The organism is Kitasatospora sp. NPDC002543 (genome assembly GCF_053594915.1).
The window spans coordinates 68,420-85,043 of sequence record NZ_JBSFWR010000011.1 but is presented as its reverse complement, the minus strand read 5'-3'; the positions used below and the strand labels follow the sequence as shown (position 1 = coordinate 85,043).

The 16,624-nt window shown below is 75.3% G+C and carries 15 protein-coding genes; 11 read left to right on the top strand and 4 right to left on the bottom strand.

Going from position 1 to position 16,624, the window contains the following annotated elements:
- Nucleotides 1–93 precede the first annotated feature (93 nt).
- From ACWD4P_RS07850 to ACWD4P_RS07825, 6 genes are all read left to right on the top strand, one after another.
- On the top strand, nucleotides 94–2,892 hold the full coding sequence (locus ACWD4P_RS07850; RefSeq protein ID WP_449778951.1) for a PKD domain-containing protein: 2,799 nt from the start codon (nucleotides 94–96) through the stop codon (nucleotides 2,890–2,892).
- A 283-nt stretch (nucleotides 2,893–3,175) separates the two neighbouring features.
- A complete protein-coding gene (locus tag ACWD4P_RS07845) occupies nucleotides 3,176–3,397 on the top strand; it encodes a hypothetical protein (protein WP_449778950.1) in 222 nt (73 codons plus the stop codon).
- Nucleotides 3,394–3,762 (top strand): DUF6300 family protein, encoded by a 369-nt coding sequence (locus ACWD4P_RS07840; RefSeq protein ID WP_449778949.1) that lies wholly within the window; start codon nucleotides 3,394–3,396, stop codon nucleotides 3,760–3,762. The genes ACWD4P_RS07845 and ACWD4P_RS07840 overlap by 4 nt, the downstream gene beginning before the upstream one ends.
- A gap of 61 nt (nucleotides 3,763–3,823) precedes the next feature.
- Entirely contained in the window at nucleotides 3,824–4,237 is a 414-nt protein-coding gene (locus tag ACWD4P_RS07835) for a hypothetical protein (protein WP_449778962.1), read from the top strand.
- Nucleotides 4,238–4,453: 216 nt separating this feature from the next.
- Complete coding sequence (locus ACWD4P_RS07830; protein ID WP_449778948.1) at nucleotides 4,454–4,672, top strand: ferredoxin; 219 nt, start codon at nucleotides 4,454–4,456, stop codon at nucleotides 4,670–4,672.
- Nucleotides 4,673–4,765: 93 nt separating this feature from the next.
- Nucleotides 4,766–5,983: a cytochrome P450 gene (locus tag ACWD4P_RS07825; RefSeq protein WP_449778947.1), complete on the top strand. Its 1,218-nt coding sequence runs from the start codon at nucleotides 4,766–4,768 to the stop codon at nucleotides 5,981–5,983.
- Nucleotides 5,984–6,079: 96 nt separating this feature from the next.
- On the opposite strand, the gene ACWD4P_RS07820 is transcribed toward ACWD4P_RS07825, so the two are convergent.
- Nucleotides 6,080–6,925, bottom strand: coding sequence for a universal stress protein (locus ACWD4P_RS07820; RefSeq protein ID WP_449778946.1), 846 nt, complete (start codon nucleotides 6,923–6,925; stop codon nucleotides 6,080–6,082).
- Nucleotides 6,926–6,935: 10 nt separating this feature from the next.
- Nucleotides 6,936–7,328 (bottom strand): DUF302 domain-containing protein, encoded by a 393-nt coding sequence (locus ACWD4P_RS07815; RefSeq protein ID WP_449778945.1) that lies wholly within the window; start codon nucleotides 7,326–7,328, stop codon nucleotides 6,936–6,938.
- A 172-nt stretch (nucleotides 7,329–7,500) separates the two neighbouring features.
- On the opposite strand from ACWD4P_RS07815, the gene ACWD4P_RS07810 reads away from it, so the two are divergent.
- Complete coding sequence (locus ACWD4P_RS07810; protein WP_449778944.1) at nucleotides 7,501–8,871, top strand: hypothetical protein; 1,371 nt, start codon at nucleotides 7,501–7,503, stop codon at nucleotides 8,869–8,871.
- Between the two features lie 124 nt (nucleotides 8,872–8,995).
- A complete protein-coding gene (locus ACWD4P_RS07805) occupies nucleotides 8,996–11,053 on the top strand; it encodes a histidine kinase (RefSeq protein WP_449778943.1) in 2,058 nt (685 codons plus the stop codon).
- A gap of 159 nt (nucleotides 11,054–11,212) precedes the next feature.
- Here ACWD4P_RS07805 and ACWD4P_RS07800 read toward each other — a convergent pair whose 3' ends face one another.
- Nucleotides 11,213–11,428 carry a hypothetical protein gene (locus ACWD4P_RS07800; RefSeq protein ID WP_449778942.1) on the bottom strand — a complete coding sequence of 72 codons (216 nt, stop codon included), beginning with the start codon at nucleotides 11,426–11,428 and terminating at the stop codon, nucleotides 11,213–11,215.
- A 366-nt stretch (nucleotides 11,429–11,794) separates the two neighbouring features.
- Between ACWD4P_RS07800 and ACWD4P_RS07795 the strand changes: the two genes are divergently transcribed.
- Nucleotides 11,795–12,412: a TetR-like C-terminal domain-containing protein gene (locus ACWD4P_RS07795; protein WP_449778941.1), complete on the top strand. Its 618-nt coding sequence runs from the start codon at nucleotides 11,795–11,797 to the stop codon at nucleotides 12,410–12,412.
- Nucleotides 12,413–12,651: 239 nt separating this feature from the next.
- Here the strand turns inward: ACWD4P_RS07795 and ACWD4P_RS07790 are convergent, their stop codons facing one another.
- Entirely contained in the window at nucleotides 12,652–14,016 is a 1,365-nt protein-coding gene (locus ACWD4P_RS07790) for an FAD-dependent oxidoreductase (RefSeq protein WP_449778940.1), read from the bottom strand.
- 326 nt (nucleotides 14,017–14,342) lie between these two features.
- Between ACWD4P_RS07790 and ACWD4P_RS07785 the strand changes: the two genes are divergently transcribed.
- Both ACWD4P_RS07785 and ACWD4P_RS07780 read left to right on the top strand, forming a co-directional pair.
- Nucleotides 14,343–15,005: a pyridoxamine 5'-phosphate oxidase family protein gene (locus ACWD4P_RS07785; protein ID WP_449778939.1), complete on the top strand. Its 663-nt coding sequence runs from the start codon at nucleotides 14,343–14,345 to the stop codon at nucleotides 15,003–15,005.
- A gap of 153 nt (nucleotides 15,006–15,158) precedes the next feature.
- A complete protein-coding gene (locus ACWD4P_RS07780) occupies nucleotides 15,159–16,397 on the top strand; it encodes a styrene monooxygenase/indole monooxygenase family protein (protein WP_449778938.1) in 1,239 nt (412 codons plus the stop codon).
- Nucleotides 16,398–16,624 lie beyond the last annotated feature (227 nt).

Sequence of the window (16,624 nt, the reverse complement as noted above, 5' to 3'; positions counted from 1 at the left end):
AATATCGGCGGCCCGCGCACCGAACCGTCACGTGGCCCCCGCAACGACCTGCCGCGCGGCCGGTGGCCGCGCCCACCGGAGAGGTTCCCCCCCTTGCGCCTTCGTCCCGCCGTCGCGGCGACCGCGGCGGCCCTCGCGGCCGTCGTCGGCATGCCGCCGCCCGCGGCCCTCGCCGCCGAGCCCGCCACGGAGCTGTACGTGGCCAAGACCGCGTCCTGCTCCGACACCGGCCCGGGCAGCCGGGCCGTGCCGTTCTGCACCATCGCCGCCGCCGCCGGCGTCGTCCTGCCTGGGCAGACGGTGCGGATCGCGCCGGGCGAGTACGCCGAGCAGGTGGACGTCCGCCGCTCCGGCACGCCGGGGCACCCGATCGGGTTCGTGGGCGAGTGGGCCCCCGGCTGGCCGAACACCGGGCCCCGGGTCTGGGTGATGGCGCCGCGGGAGGAGCAGGGCGTCCACGCCTTCACCCTGACCGGGGTCCACGACGTGGAGGTGCGCGAGCTCTTCGCGTTCGCGCAGGACACGGCCGTCGCCGTCACGGACTCCTCGGCCGTCACCCTCGACCGGCTCTTCGTCCAGGGCTCGTACGCGACGTTCACCGGCGGCCTCTCCGTCGCCGGGGCGAGCAGCGACGTCACCGTGAGCCGCAGCCAGTTCAGCGTCGGCGACGGCATCGGCATCGGCGCCGGAGTGCGGCGCGCGGTCGTGACCACCAACGACATCGCGCAGTCTTCGACCGGCATCACCGTGACGGATTCCCCGGGGGCGGTGGTCACCGGGAACACGGTCAGCTACAACCGGGACTCGGGGATCGTCCTGGCCGGGGCCTCCGCCGGAGCCGTGGTGGAGAACAACGTCCTGGTGCGCAACGTGAGCGGGAAGCGCCCCGGCGCCGCCCAGCTCGACGTCGGACCGGGCTCGGTGGCGGACACCAAGGTCGACTACAACCTGGTCACCGACGAGGGCGACGGCGGCTACCGCTGGGCCGGAACGGCCTACCGGCTGCCCGCCCTGCGGGCGGCCACCGGCCAGGCCGCCCACGACCTCGCCGAATCCGGGCCGACCGTCAGCGGGGTAGTGCCGAGCCTCCCGGAGGAGTGGTCCGCGTCGATCGACTCCGGAGACCCTTCGGCACCCGGCCTGCCCGACACCGACCAGGCCGGCCGGCCGGTCATCGACGACCCGAAGGTGCCGAACGCCCCGGGCGGCGGCCACCGGGACCGCGGCGCGTACGAGCGCTACGGGCTGATCGACGCGTCCGTCGCGACGGACCTGGACCGCGGCGCCTACCCGCTGACGGTCAGGGCCACGGCCTCCGCCCACAACGAGTGGACGTCCGATCAGACGTACACCTTCGACTTCGGCGACGGCAGCGCCCCGGTGACCAGCGCGGAGAGGACCGTCCCGCACACCTACACCACCAAGGGTGACTACCGGATCACCGTCACCGTCACCGACGCGTACGGTCAGCGGCTCACCAGCCTCGGCGACGGGTACGGGGCCTACGGCGGCACGGTGAAGGTGAGCGACCCCGGCCCGGCGAAGGCCGTGCTGGAGGCCACGAACCCCTCCGGGGGCTTCCAGTTCTCCCTGAGCGCCATCAAGAGCACCAGTCCCTGGGAGATCGCCTCCTACGCGTACGACTTCGGCGACGGCTCGCCCGTCGAGACCTCGGCCAAGGACTACGCGAGCCACATGTACACCACACCCGGCACCTACACCGCCTCGGTCGCCGTGACCGACACCGCCGGGCAGACCGACCGGGCCACGACCGCGGTCAGCGTGGGCTTCGCCCCGGCGGGCTTCGTCCCGGTGGCCCCGAAGCGGATCTACGACACCCGGGACCCGGCGAACGACCCCGGCCGCGCCGGCGGGTTCGGGCCCGGTGAGAGCCGGCCGATCATCGCGGGCCTCCCGCAGGGCGCCACCGCGGCGGTCGTGAACATCACCGCCACCGGCGCCACCGCGAGCACCCACCTGGACACCTCCACCATCGGCGGCGCCCCGAGCGGGACCTCCGGCCTGAACGTCGCCCCCGGCGAGACCGTCGCCAACCTGGTGACCGTGCCGGTCACGTCGACGGGCGGCTACAACTTCGGCCTCACCAACCACGCCGGCACCGTCGACGTGGTGGTCGACCTGATGGGCTACTACCTGCCGCAGGCCCAGGACGGCTACGCCCCGCTGCCGCCCACCCGGCTCGCCGACACCCGCCGGTCCGGCGCCAAGGTGGCGCCCGGCGCCTCGCTGCCGCTGAAGGTGGCCGGCGCCGCGGGCGTCCCGGCCGGGGCCAAGGCCGTCGCCCTCAACCTGACCGCCACCGAGCCCACCGCGAACGGCTACCTGGCGGCCCGGCCCGGCGGGCAGAGCGGCCGGCCGGCCACGTCCAGCCTGAACTTCGCGCCCGGACAGACGGTGGCGAACCAGGTGATCGTGCCGCTCGGCCCGGACGGCACGGTGGACGTCTACAACAACGACGGCTCCACCCACGTGATCGCCGACGTCGTCGGCTACTACGGGGGCGGCGCCACCGGACGGTTCACCCCCGTCATCCCGGTCCGGCTGCAGGACACCCGGGTCGCACCGCTGTCCGCCCTCGGCCCCGGCGCGGAGACCACCGTCCGGGTCGGCGGCGCCGGCCCGGTCCCGGCGAACGCCGTGGCCGGCGTGGTCAACCTGACCGCGACCGGCCCGCTCTCCGACGGGCACGTCATCGCCTACCCGGACCTCACCCCGGCCCCCGGCACCAGCAACCTCAACTTCCGCGCCGGGCAGACGGTGGCCAACCACGCCCAGGTCCCGCTCGGCACGAACGGGGTGATCCGGCTGCGGAACAACTCGGCCGGCGTCGACCTGATCACCGACCTCTACGGCTACTTCACGGCCGGCTGACCGGCCTCGACCCCCGCACGGGGCCGGCGCACCCGCACGGGCGCGCCGGCCCCGTCCCACGTCCGCGGCCCGCCCGGCAGCCGGATGGCGGCGGGGCGGTCGGGGCGGACCGCGAGGAGGCAGGGCTCCACCCGCCACCTGCTCGTCCACCAGGAGCAGACCATGGCCATCGCCCGCCGACCGGCCGGCCGCGCCCCGGGCGGCGCCGGACGTGCCGCGCCGGGCGACGGGAAAGAGGAAGCCGGACGTCCTGGCCGCCGAACGGGAGAGGTTTCACGCCGGCATGCGTGCGGGAGGCTACTCCGGTGAGTCGATCAAGGCCCTGTGGGATGTGATGCTGCCGTTCGCCGGCTACGCCTTCAACACGTCGCACACCGCCGGCTACGGCCTCGTATCCTCCTGGACCGCCCACCTGAGCGCGAACCACCCGGCCGAGTTCACGGCCGCCATGGCCTCCGACATCGAGGCCGCTGTCGGCGCCGACGCCTGGGCGGGCCCGGCATGACGGCCCCGAACGAGTTCCCCGCCGGCATCGAGGTCCGTACCGCCGCCCTCCCGCCCTGCCGGCGCTGCGGCAACCCCGCCCTGCTGACCGCCCGCTACCCGCACTCCTGGCCGAACCGGTCCGGGAAGCCGGTGACCGGCTTCAAGGAGGCCACGCTCTGCGCCGTCTGCGACGAGGACGACCCGGCGGCCGCCGGGCTGCTCGCACTGCTCGGCGGCCCGACGGCCGAGCGGCCCGCCGACCTCGGGGCGCCCGCCGACCTCGGGGCGCTCGCCCACCGGTGGGTGAGCGCCGTCCGCCACCGCACGCCCGACCCGGCGGTCCTGGAGGAGGAGGCGGCCCGGTACCGGGCCGGGGAGCTGTGAGCGGCGGGGGAGCGGCCGCCCTCCGGCGGGGCCGGCGAAACCGGCCGCCGCCTGGCGCGACATCCCGTCCTGGTTCGTCGTCTCGAAGCAGGACCGGGCGCTCGCGCCCGACCTGGAGCGCTTCGAATCCCGGCGGGCGAAGTCGCGCACCGTCGAGATCGACTCCTCGCACGTGCCGATGATGTCCCACCCCGACGTCGTCGCCCGCCGGATCCGCGGAGCCGACCGGCCGGACGTCCGCCCGGCAGACCGCCGAGCTGCCCGCCCGGGAGGCCGGGCAGGACGCCCGGACGGTGCCGGTCCGGCCGGAACCGGTCGGCGGGGTCGCCTTCGACGGCGTCCAGCGCGGGCCCGCTACCCCGCCGGGCCGTCCCCGCGGTGCGCCCGGGTGGTGCGCCACCGGCCGCAGGAGAGGGCCACCGAGGCCGACACGGTGGCCTCCGTGCGGGAGTCGGCCGCCGACGAAGGCTCGTGAGGCCGTCCGCGCGCCCGGGCCCGCCGACCCGCCCGGGAAGTACCGCCGATGGAAACGCACTACGCCGCAAGGGGGTTCACGCACAGGGGCCGAATCGGCCATTCTCGATCCGGCCGCCGTACCCCTCAGTAGGCGGACCGGCGACGGCTAGGTTGACCGGGACAACAAGCGGCGGCCGCCGGGCAGTCGGTGCCGCCCTGGCGAAAGGTGCCCGACATGCAGGTGAGCGTCGACCGGGACCGTTGCTGCAGCTCCGGCCTGTGCGTGACGAACGCCCCCGCGGTCTTCGACCAGGACGAGCGGGACAGTCTCGTGACGATCCGTCAGACCGTTCTGCTGCCCGAGCAGTTCGACGGCGTCAGACTCGCCTCCGAGCTCTGCCCGGGCCGGGCGATCACCGTCACCGGGGACGAGTCCGCGCGGACCGGGGCCTGACGGACCTCCGCCGCCGGCCCCGCAGGCCGCTGGGCACCTTCCCGGGCTCCCTGAACCCCACGAGGACACCCGCGACGTGAGGAGACTCCCACCGTGACCACCACACCCACCGCGCCCATCGCCCCCGCCGTCCCGTTGCTGCCGGCCCGGCACTCCGGCGGCTGCCCGTTCGGCCCGCCGCCCGCGTACCCCGAGGCCGCCGCCACCGGGCCGGTGACCAGGGCCGAACTGCCCGACGGCGACCTCTGCTGGCTGGTCACCGGCTTCGCCGAGGTCCGCACCGTGCTGTCCGACCGCCGGTTCAGCGCCGACATACGCCACCCGGCCTTCCCGCTGCTCGTCGCCGGCGCTCGCGAACTGATCACCGACAATCCGGACTTCCTGCGGCTCGACGACCCCGAGCACGCCCGCCAGCGCCGCATGATCACCGGGGAGTTCCTGGTCAAGCGGGTGGAGGCGCTGCGCCCGGAGATCCAGCGGATCGTGGACGGGACACTGGACCGGATGACCGCGGGCCGGACCACGGCCGACCTGGTCACCGACTTCGCGCTGCCGGTGCCCTCGCTGGTGATCTGCATGCTGCTCGGCGTGCCGTACGAGGACCACGACCGCTTCCAGAGCCTGAGCCGCACGATGCTCAGCCGGGAGAGCACCGTGGAGCAGCTCCGGGAGGCCCAGGAGGAGGTCCGGGACTACCTGCGCGACCTGACGGCCCGCAAGCGCGCACAGCCGGAGGACGACGCCCTCAGCCGGCTCGCGGCGCGGGACGACCTGACGCCGGACGACGTGGCCGGCATGGCCGTGCTGCTGCTGATCGCCGGGCACGAGACGACCGCGAGCATGATCTCGCTGTCGACCGCGCTGCTGCTGGAGCACCCCGAGCAGATCCCCGGCCTGGCCGACCCGGCCACCCTGCCCGGTGCGGTGGATGAGCTGTTGCGGCTGCTGACCATCGTGCACACCGGCCTGCCCCGGGTGGCGCTGGAGGACGTGGAGCTGGGCGGCGTCACCGTCCGGGCCGGGGAGGGCGTGATGGCGATGCTCTCCACCGCCAACCGGGACGACGCGGTGTTCGGCGGCGCCGGCCGTCGGGCGACGGACGAGCTGGACCTGGACCGGGACGCCCGGCGGCACCTGGCGTTCGGCTTCGGCGTGCACCAGTGCCTGGGCCAGCCGTTGGCCCGCGCCGAACTCCAGATCGCCCTGGAGACGCTGTTCCGCCGGCTGCCGGGGCTGCGGCTGACCGGCGAGCGCGAGTTCCGCACGGATTCGTTCATCTACGGGATGCGGTCACTGCCCGTGACCTGGTGAGCGGGAGCCCGCGGAGAACCCTCACCGGAGTGCCGGCTGGTCTCCCGGCGCACCACGCGTGGCGTCGCGCACCCGGTGACGCCCTGCCGAAGCCCGTCAGTCGTGCGGGACGAGGGAGACCGGGCAGACCACGTGGTGGATCGCGGCGTGGGCGACGGGGCCGAGGTGGGCGCCGAGCAGGGTGCGGCGGATGCGGCGGCCGACGACGAGCAGCCGGGCTCCGGCCGCCGCGTCCACCAGGGCCACGGAGCGGCTGCCCTGGATCAGGTCGGCGGTCACCGACACCTCGGGGTGGCGCTCGCGCCACGGGTCCAGCTGTTCGGCGAAGCGGGTCCGTTCGACGGCGGAGAGTTCGCCCTTGAGCCCGCCGACGGCTTGGAGCGCCATGTACTCGGTGGCGACCGGGGGCGCCCAGATGTGCACGACCCGCAGCGGCGCCCCGCGCCGGGCGGCCGCGTCGAAGGCGAAGGCCAGCACGTCGTCCATCGCGTGGGTCAGGTCGAGGCCGACCAGGACCGGGCCGTCGGACTCGACCGGCTCCGCCCGGACCAGCACCACCGGGCAGCTCGCCCGGCGCAGCACCTCCTGGCTCACCGAGCCGACCAGGAAGCCGCGTACGGGCCCCAGTCCGCGTGACCCCAGCACCAGCAGGGAGGCCGAGTTCCCGGCGGCCTCCAGTGCCTCGGCCGGGTCGGTCGGGACGATCGCCGACGTGACCGGCCCGTCGCCGGCCAGTGGGCGCAGCTCCTCGGCCCGGTGCTCCAGCCGGTCCAGCGCGTGCCGGTAGGTCTCCTCGCTGCCGACGACGTCCCGGTGCGGCCACGGCCACGCCTCCAGGAGGTCGAGCGGGCAGGCGCGGCGCCGGGCTTCGCGGGCGGCCCATTCGGTGGCGGCGAGGCTCTCGGGCGAGCCGTCGAATCCGGCGACGACGGGTGCGGTCATGGTGTGCTCCTCATCCGCGCAGCGTGTCCAGGGCGGCGGTCAGCCGCCGCGCCGCCTCGTCCGCGACCTCGCCGAGGCCGCCGCCGGGGCCGGCCAGGGTGACCATCGTCTGCGGGTCGACGGCCTCGACCACCGTGGCGTCGCCGTCGGCCCGGACGACCACGTTGCAGGGCAGCAGCAACCCGATGCGGCGGTCGGCCCGGAGCGCGCGGTGGGCGAGGGCGGGGTTGCATGCGCCGAGGATCAGGTAGTCCTCGATCTCCGCGCCGATCTTCTCGCGCAGCGTCGCCCGGACGTCGATGGTGGTCAGGACGCCGAAGCCCTGTTCCTTGAGCGCGGCGGTGACCGCCTCCACCGCCTGCGAGAACGGCCGGTCGAGCCGTACGCCGAGACCGTAGTCCATGGGTTCCTCCGCAAGAGTCCGGGCGGCCCCAGTATCGGCGGGCGCCGTGCCCGCCGCCTCTCGGGACGGACCGCGGCGCGGTGCCGGCGGTCCGTCGGGGCGGGCTCGGTGGGTGCGCTGTCGGTGGTGCCTCCTAGGCTCGTGCCGTACTGCTTCCGGGGAGGGTGTTGTGATGGTGCGCAGGCCGGTCGACGGCGAGGTGCGGGTCCACTACGGGCAGCTCTACGTGGAGAGCGATCCCGACGGCGCGGGGCCCGATCTGGCGAACGCGTTCGCCGGTCAGCGTTCCGGGCTCTGCGGCGCGGCCGTTCCCGGCGCGCTCTGGCTGACCACCGGTCTGCACACCGGGACGGTCGGGTTCACCGTGGAGGTGCACGAGCAGGCCCCGCCGCTGGACGAGGGCTGGGAGGACGTGGTGGAGGTGTCGTTCCGCCCCGCCTCCGACGAGTGCAGCCTGGTGGAGTGGGGCGGCGGCGTCGCCGGGGAGCTGGACCTCGCGGAGACGGACCACCGGGTGCGCTACTGCGCCCGGGGCATGGACGAGGGGCACCGGCTCGACACCCTGGTGTCCGGCGAGCCGCCGGTGGACCGCTACCTGCTCCAGTTCTGGCCGGCCCCGCCCGCGCCCGACCGGGTCCTGCGGCAGACCTCGGCGCAGGCCGCCTACTGGCACGACTGCGCCCGGAAGCTGCCGCCGCCGCCCACGCCCGAGGAGCGCGCGGCGGAGGAGGACCGGGCCCGGCTCGCCCGGGAGCGGGTGGCGGAGGAGAACCGGGCCGCCGCCGAGCTGTGGGAGTGGGGCGGACGGCGGCCGAGCGCGGCCCTGCGCGGCGTGACGGGCAACGTCCGGGGCCTGCTGGAGTTCGACGCGCCCCTGCTGCACGCCCTGGACGACGCCGGCCCGCGGGCCCGGTACGCGGTGGCGCGGTTCGCCGCCCGGCGGGCCTGCACGGTGGCGGGCCTCGCCGAGCTCGACTGGGTCGCCGCCGCGCTGACCGCCCTGGACGAGGACCGCCCGCTGCCTCCGCCCTTCGACGACCGGGTCGCGCTCTGGCAGGTCCTGGCCGGGGACCCGCGCGTGCCCGACCGGGCGGTCCGCCGGGCCGTCCCGCCGGAGCGCGAGCCCTTCCGGCCCCCGCACCCGGACCCCGACGGACCGTGGGCGGTGCCCCTCCCGCAGCCGAAGCCCGCCTCGTGGCCGGAGCCGTTCGACGCCAAGGTGCCGCACCCCCCGGCACCCGCCGTCGAGGGAGCGGTCTTCGCCGATGCGACGGCCGTCGCCGAGGGAGCGGTCTTCGCCGAGGGGGCGGCCTTCGGCACCTTCGGCTACACCGTCCGGGGCTCCGCCGCCGGCTTCGGCCCGGTCGAGCCCGACTGGCCGGTGTCGCAGCCGCACATGGCGCTGCCCGCCGTGGTCGGCGCGGCCGAGCCGGACTCGCTGCGGGCCGCGATCGACGCGGTGTACGCGGCGGTGGTGACGTACGGCGAGGACCACCGGACGCTGCTGGCGCAGGTGCGGGCCGTGCTGGCGGAGCACGTCTGACGGCCCGGCGGGGCCCTCCCCGCGCCGCCACGAGGGCCGTCGGGGCCGCTGCCTCATGCACCCGGGACAACGGGTGCAGCAGACTTCAGGGATCCGGAGGGGCCCGACGAGGGAGAGGGCGCAGATGGCTGCGGAGAGCACGCGTAGAGCCTGGTGGCGGCCACGATCCGGTCCGGCGGAGCGGCAACTGGCCGCGGCCGGGCTGTGCGCGCTCCTCTGCCTGGTGGTCGGCGGCCTGTGGGTCGGGTACGTGCTGAGCCACCTCGGCGCGCCCGGCGTCTCCGTGCCCGTCCACGACCTGGCGGTGCTCGGGTACGGCCTCGCCGCCGTCGCCGGCGGGGTGCTGCTGCACGCCCACCGGCCGGGCAACCAGCTCGGCTGGGTGCTGCTCGTGTACGGCGCCACCTCGATCGTCCCGGTCGCCGCGGAGGCCCCGGTCTGGGTCCAGGGGGGCGATCCGCACGTGGTCGGGGCGGTGGCGGTCCTGTCCTCGCTGTGCGACACCGTCAGTGGCGCCCTGTGGCACGCGCTGCCCCTGTGGCTGCCGTTCGGGACGCTGCCGAGCGGGCGGTGGTGGTGGGCGATCGGTGCCGTGGCCCTGTGGCGGCTGCCTCCGGCGAGCTACTACGTCGCCGGGCCCACCGTGTTCGGCCGGCCCAACCCGTTCGCGGGCAGCGGCCTCGCGAACTGGCTGCAGGGCTTCAACGACCGGATGCTCGACACCCAGCTCGTCGTGTACGTCGCGCTGACGGTCCTGGTGGTGCTGGTGCCGCTGTCCCGCGTCCGCGGGGTCTCCCGGCGCCGCCGCCAGAACGTCCTGACCGCCCTCGGGGTCTACCTGCTGTGGGGCGGGGCCGAGCTCGGCTACTACTTCGACCAGGGCGCCCTCGCGTACGCCGCGTTCGCCGTCACCTCGGCGCTGTGGACGGTGACCCTGGCCGCCGTCGTGGTCCGGGACGGCTCGTGGCACCTCGACCGGGCCGCCCGGCGGGTGCTGGTCGGCCTGCTGGTGGCCGCCGGGCTGGCCGTGGTCTTCGTGGTGGTGGCCTGCCTGCTGTCGACCATGCTGATGCCCGGGCGCGGACTCGGGGCGCTGGTGGTGGTCGCCGCCGTCTTCCTGCTCGCCACCGGCCTTCCGAAGGGCGTGCGCTGGGCCTCCGACGTCGTCGACCGCTGGTACTACGGTTCGCGCGCGCAGCCGTACCAGGTGCTGCGCAGCCTCGCCGGGAGGGTCAGCCAGACCGTCGACCCACAGGAGGTCCCGGCCGTGCTGTGCCGCACCGTCAGTGACGAACTGCTCCTGCCCGGTGTGGAGTTGACCGTCTCCACCCGGGGCGGCGAACGGTCGCTGGCCGCCGTCGGGGAGCTCTCCGGCAGCGACGAGGCCTTCCCGCTGGTGCACCGGGGGGACCGCATCGGGCGGCTGGTCGTCGCCCCGCGCCGGGGCCAGCGGGTGCTCGACGGCAGCGACCGCGACATCCTGCGCTCGCTCGCCGACCAGGCCGCGCCCGCCGTCGCCTCGCTCCAGCTGACGGAGGACCTGCGGGCCAGCCGGGAACAGATCGTCGCCGCCCGCGAGGAGGAGCGCCGCCAGCTGCGCCGGGACATCCACGACGGGATCGGCCCGATGCTGGCCGGGCTGCGGCTGCGCCTCCAGGCCGCCGCGGCGGTGGACGACCCGGCGCGCTTCGCCACCGTGCTGGACCGGGTCGCGGACGACCTCGCCTCGGCCGTCCGGGAGGTCCGGCGGATCACCGACCGGCTGGGGCCCACCGCGCTGGGCGACTACGGCCTGTCCTGCGCGCTCAACCGGCTCGCCGAGACCTTCAGCGGCCCGGACCTCACCGTCACCGCCCGGCTGGAGCCCGACCCGCTGCCGGCGCTGCCCGCCGCCGTCGAGGTCGCCGTCTACCGGATCACCGCGGAGGCGCTCAACAACGTGCTGCGCCACGCCCGGGCGAGCAGCGCCACGGTGTCCGTCCGGGTGGACGCCGGGCGGCTGCGGCTCGACGTCGAGGACGACGGGCAGGGCCCGGACCACGGCCTGCCGGTGCACCCGGGGGTGGGGATCCAGTCGATGTCCGAGCGGGCCGCGGAGATCGGCGGCAGCTGCACCGTGGACGCCCTGCGGCACGGGACGCGGGTGCACGCGGTGCTCCCGCGCCGGCCCGCGAGCGGGTGAGGGCGGGACCTCGCGCAGGGCCTCGTCCGCCGGTGAGCCTTCGGCGAGCTCCTTCGGTGAGCGCCTGCACGGTGGGCCCGCGCCGTGTGCCCTCGCGGACCGAAGCGCCCCCGGCGCGCCGGGCGGCCGGGGGCGGGAGAGGGGATGGTGAAGACGGGGTCAGCGGCAGTTCGGGGGTGTGCAGCGGCGGGGAGTGGGGTTCGAGAGGCTGGTGGTGGCACTGGGGCCGGGATGGTGGTGCTTCGCTCCCGGGGCGCCCTCGCCGCCCGGGACCGGGCACCTGCAGGCCCGGATGGCGGCGGCGACGCTCACCGCGGCGAAGACCGCGGTGACACCGGCGGCCACCAGCGCCGTGCTGGCCGTTCTGTCGGTCATGGGGTCCTCCACGGGGATTCCGCAGGCGGGTCCGGCTTCGACCCGCTCCTCCATGCCATCGCTGACGGCGCCCCAGCCGCATGGGGCCACGGTCCCGTCCCGGTCCCGTCGTGGGGGAGGGGTCGCCGGGCTCGGCGCGGGCCCGGTCGTCGGGCCGTTTCCCGGAACACGGCGGGACGGGTTCGTTCACTAACATCGACAGTGGTTCCCGGGACGCCCGGGCCGTCGAAAATCGTGATATACGCAATGCTTCACCCTGCGGATGTGCGGGCGCCCACGCGGCCGGACCGGGATTTCCCGGAGATCCGGCGGCCGATGCGTGCTGCGAAGGGTGCGAGGAAAGGCGAATGAAGAAGGTGGGCGAGCATGGCCGTTGAGACGGATGCCGGGCACGGACCGGACACGGGCGTCCCGCAGCGGCGGCGCGGCGAGGCACTGGAGAGCGCCATCTACGAGGCGGTCCTCCAGCAGCTCACCACCGACGGCTACGCCCGGCTCACCATGGAGGGGGTGGCCGCCGCCGCACAGACCGGCAAGGCCGCGCTCTACCGCCGCTGGTCCTCCAAGGAGGAGCTGGTCAAGGACGCGCTGCGGGCCAGCCTGCCGGCCCCCGGACCGGCCCCCGACACCGGCAGCCTGCGCGGCGACCTGCTGGAGGTGGTCACCAGGCTGCGCGCCGCGATGGTCAGCGAGCTGGGCGCCGCGGTACGGGCCGTCATGAGCGAGCTCGACCACCGGCGGGCGCGCGCCTTCGTGGAGATCGTGCTGGAACGGGTGGTCGGGCCGACGACGGCGCTGATCGCCGAGGTGCTGGACCGCGGCACCGAGCGCGGAGAGGTCCGCCCCGGATCGGTCACCCCGCTCGTCACCGACCTGGTGCCGGCGCTGCTGCTGTACCGGATCAAGATGTGCGGCGGGGAGGCCGTGCAGCTCGATCCGGCGGAGATCGTCGACGAGCTGCTGCTGCCGATCGTCCGCCCCTGACGGACGTACCCCGGTGGGGGCGGGACGGTCGGCGGGGGCCCGCGCATTTCCCGCTGCCCGCCCCCCGCCCCCCGCTTTCCGCTGCCCGCCTCCCGCTGCGCGCTTCCCGGTGCGGAAAGCGGAAACGGCGGGAATCCCGGGGGGAAGGCTCCGGAGGGGTTCCGGGGTCGATGTCCGCGGGATTCGGCGGGCGGCGGCGCTCCGTGCCGGGACCCCGCCGCCCGCCGTTCCCCCGCGGCTCAGGCGCCGCTGTGGCGGAGCATGTCCTCGCGCTCGACGACCTTGACCCGCTCGCGCTGCTCGGCCTCGCCGAGCGCGCGCTCGTGGGCGTCCAGCAGCTTCCAGCCGTCCCAGGTGGTGAAGCGGACGCCCTGCGCCCGCAGGTGCTCCTCCACGGCCGCCGGGTCGGGCTCGACGGCGCCGGGCAGGCGGTCGGCGGCGTGGTCGTCCAGCAGGCAGGCGACGGTCTCGTTGGCGTCGCCCTTGGTGTGGCCGATCAGGCCGACCGGGCCGCGCTTGATCCAGCCGGTCACGTACGTGGCGGTGCGGTGCGAGCCGTCGCCGCCCAGGACCCGTCCGGCCTGGTGCGGGACGGTGCCCGAGGCCGGGTCGAAGGGCAGCTTGGGCAGCTCGTCGGAGTAGTAGCCGACCGCGCGGTACACCGACTGCACGTCCCAGTCGGTGAAGCCGCCGGTGCCGCGCACGTTGCCGGTGCCGTCCAGCTCGGTGCGCTCGGTGCGCAGACCGACCACCCGGCCGTCCTCGCCGAGCACCTCCACCGGGGACTCGAAGAAGTGCAGGTACACCCGGTGCGGGCGGTCGCCGACGTCGCGGATCGCCCAGTTCTCCAGGGTCGAGGCGACCAGGTCGACGTGCTTGACCGCGCGGCGCTCGGCGATCGAGCCCTCGTCGTAGTCGATGTCCTCGGGGGCGACGATCACCTCGATGGTGGGGGAGTGGTCCAGCTCGCGCAGCTCCATCGGGCTGAACTTGGCCTGGGCGGGGCCGCGGCGGCCGAAGACGTGCACCTCGACGGCCCGGTTGCGCTTCAGGCCCTCGTACACGTTCGGCGGGATCTCGGTGGGCAGCAGCTCGTCGGCGGTCTTGGCGAGCACCCGGGCGACGTCCAGGGCGACGTTGCCGACGCCCAGGACGGCGACCTTCTCGGCCTCCAGCGGCCAGGTCCGGGGGACGTCCGGGTGCCCGTCGTACCAGGAGACGAAGTCGGCGGCGCCGTAGGAGCCGTCGAGGTGGATGCCGGGTATGTCCAGGGCCCGGTCGGCCATCGCGCCGGTGGAGAAGACCACGGCGTCGTAGAAGCGGTGCAGGTCGTCCAGCGCGAGGTCGTTCGGGTAGTCGACGTTGCCGAACAGCCGGACCTGGGGCTTGTCGAGCACCTGGTGCAGGGCGGTGACGATGCCCTTGATGCGCGGGTGGTCGGGCGCGACCCCGTAGCGGATCAGGCCGAACGGGGCGGGCATCCGCTCGAACAGGTCGATCGAGACACCGGGGTCCTGGGCGGCGTCGGACTTCAGCAGGGCATCCGCGGCGTAGATGCCGGCGGGGCCGGCTCCGACGATCGCGACTCGGATCGGGCGGGGCATGACGGTGGTCCTCCGGTCGGGCGCGGTTGCAAACGTGGTCTGAACCTTTTTAGCAAACCCTACGGATGACCTGGGAAGTAGGCGGTGGTGATCTATGGCGTCATAGGCCGGGTCTATGCCCCGTGGGTCCGCGTTCGTAGGCCACCGGGTGGACGCGCGGCGGCGGCCGGGGCGTGCTGTCGGGGCGGGGGTGCGGGCTCGCGGACCGACACGCACGGGGCCCCGCCGTTGCTCGACTTGCCGTCGGCCGGGCGCTTGGATGGAGCCGGCCCGGTCGTCGCCCGGGCGCGGCCCGACGGCCCCCGGCCAGCCGAGGAGTCACCACCGTGAACGACACCGCCGACACCGCCGACCCCGCCGCCGTGGCCCGTCGGATCGCCGAACGGCGCGAGCAGCTGGGCCTGAGCGAGGAGGCCCTGGCCAACCGGGCCGCGATGGCCCCCCGCTACCTGCGGTGCCTGCTGGACGCCGGGCCCGGCTTCGACCCGGGAGGCTTCGTCCGGGTCGCCGCCGCCCTCGACAGCACCCCCGCCGAGCTGCGGACCGGCCGTGCCGACGCCCCGCCCGGCCAGGGCGGGCCGGGGCCCCGCCCCCGGCTGCTCGACCTCACCGAACCGGAGTGCTGGAAGCTGGTCGGCGGCCACGGCATCGGCCGGATCGCCCTGCCGGTCGAGCCGGGCCCGGTGGTCCTGCCGGTCAACTACGTGGTGGACCAGGGCTCCTTCGCCTACCGCACCGGCGAGCACGGCGGCGGATCCGCCCCGGAGGAGGGCGCCGCGGTCTCCTTCCAGGTCGACCACATCGACGAGTACCTCGGCCGGGGCTGGAGCGTGCTCGCCCTCGGCCCGGCGCACTACGTGGACGACCCCGCCGAACTGGAGCGCCTGGCCGGCCTGCCCGGCGCCGCCCCCTGGGCGGGCGGGGACCGGCCGCGCTGGGTGCGGATCCGCCCGGAGGAGATCAGCGGCCGCCGCCTGGTCTCGGGCTGAGGACCGCCCCGCCGTGCCCGGTCCGCGGTGACGGTCGCCGCGCGGAGGTGCGTCCGGCCCGTGGACGGGCGAGGGGATGACTGGTAGAGCAGACCGGAGACGGCCGGGCCGTCCGGGCGGCCGTGCGGGACGACCACCAGGAGAGCAGGGGCGATGCGCAGAGTTCTGATCGTCGGCGCCGGGCAGGCCGGACTCCAACTGGCGCTGGGGCTGCAGGCGCACGGCTACGACGTGACGGTGCTGACCGACCGCGGCCCGGAGGAGGTGCGCGGCGGGCGGGTGATGTCCAGCCAGTGCATGTTCGACTCCGCGCTGCGCACCGAGCGGGCCCTCGGCCTGGACCTGTGGGCCGACCGGGCCCCGCAGATCGAGGGCCTCGGGGTGTCGGTCGCCGGGCCGGAGTCGGCGCGCGCGATCGACTGGGTGGGGCGGCTGGACGCCTGCGCGCAGTCCGTCGACCAGCGGCTGAAGATGTCCGCGTGGCTGGAGCTGTTCGCCGAACGCGGCGGGCGGGTCGAACTGCGCCAGGTGACCGCGGCCGACCTGCAGAACCTGGTCGGCTCCTACGACCTGGTGCTGGTGGCCTCCGGAAAGGGCGCACTGGCCTCCCTGTTCGAGCGCGACCACGAGCGCTCCCCGTACGAGCGGCCGCAGCGCGCGCTGGCGGCCAGCTACGTGCACGGCCTCGGGCCGCGCCCCGAGCACGACTACCCGGCGGTGCGCTGCAACCTGGTGCCGGGCGTCGGCGAGCTCTTCATGGTGCCGGCGCTGACCGAGGCCGGGCCCTGCGACATCATGATCTGGGAGGCCCTGCCCGGCGGCCCGGCGGACGCCTTCGACGGGATCCGCGACCCGGCCGAACACCTGCGGGTGACCCTGGAGTTGATGAAGGCCTTCACCCCGTGGGAGTACGACCGCACCCGCGCCGGCGTCGAACTCACCGACGCCGGCGGCACCCTGGCCGGACGCTTCACCCCGGCGGTGCGCCACCCCGTCGGCGAACTGCCCGGCGGCGGAACGGTGCTGGGCGTCGCGGACGTCGTCGTCCTCAACGACCCGATCGCCGGCCAGGGCTCCAACAACGCCGCCAAGTGCGCGGCCGTCTACCTGGAGGCGATCCTCGCCCACGGCGACAAGCCCTTCGACCGGGCCTTCCAGCAGGGGGCCTTCGACGGCTTCTGGCGGATCGCCGCCCCCGCCACCACCTGGAGCAACGAACTGCTCGCCCCGCCGCCCCCGCGCGTCCTCCAGCTCCTCGCCGCCGGGGGCGAACTGCCCGCCGTGGCGCACCGGTTCGCCAACGCCTTCAACGACCCGGCGGACCTGGAGGAGTGGTACTTCGACCCGGCCAGGGCGGCCGCCTACCTGGACTCGGTCGCGGTGGCGGACTGACGCGGCGGACGGACGGACGGCCGGCGCGGCGGACGACCGGCGAGGCGGGTAGCCGGTCGGTGCGGGCAGCCGGTCGGTGCGGCGGGCGGGAGAAAGGTCAAGAACGTACCAAGTCCCGTACAGGCGGTCGTCGTTCGTGGTGGGTTCGTCTCGCCCCCCGGACGGCCGGGGGGCATCCGGCCCGGGACCCGGGCCGGAGGGGCGACACGGACAACGGGGGAACAGCA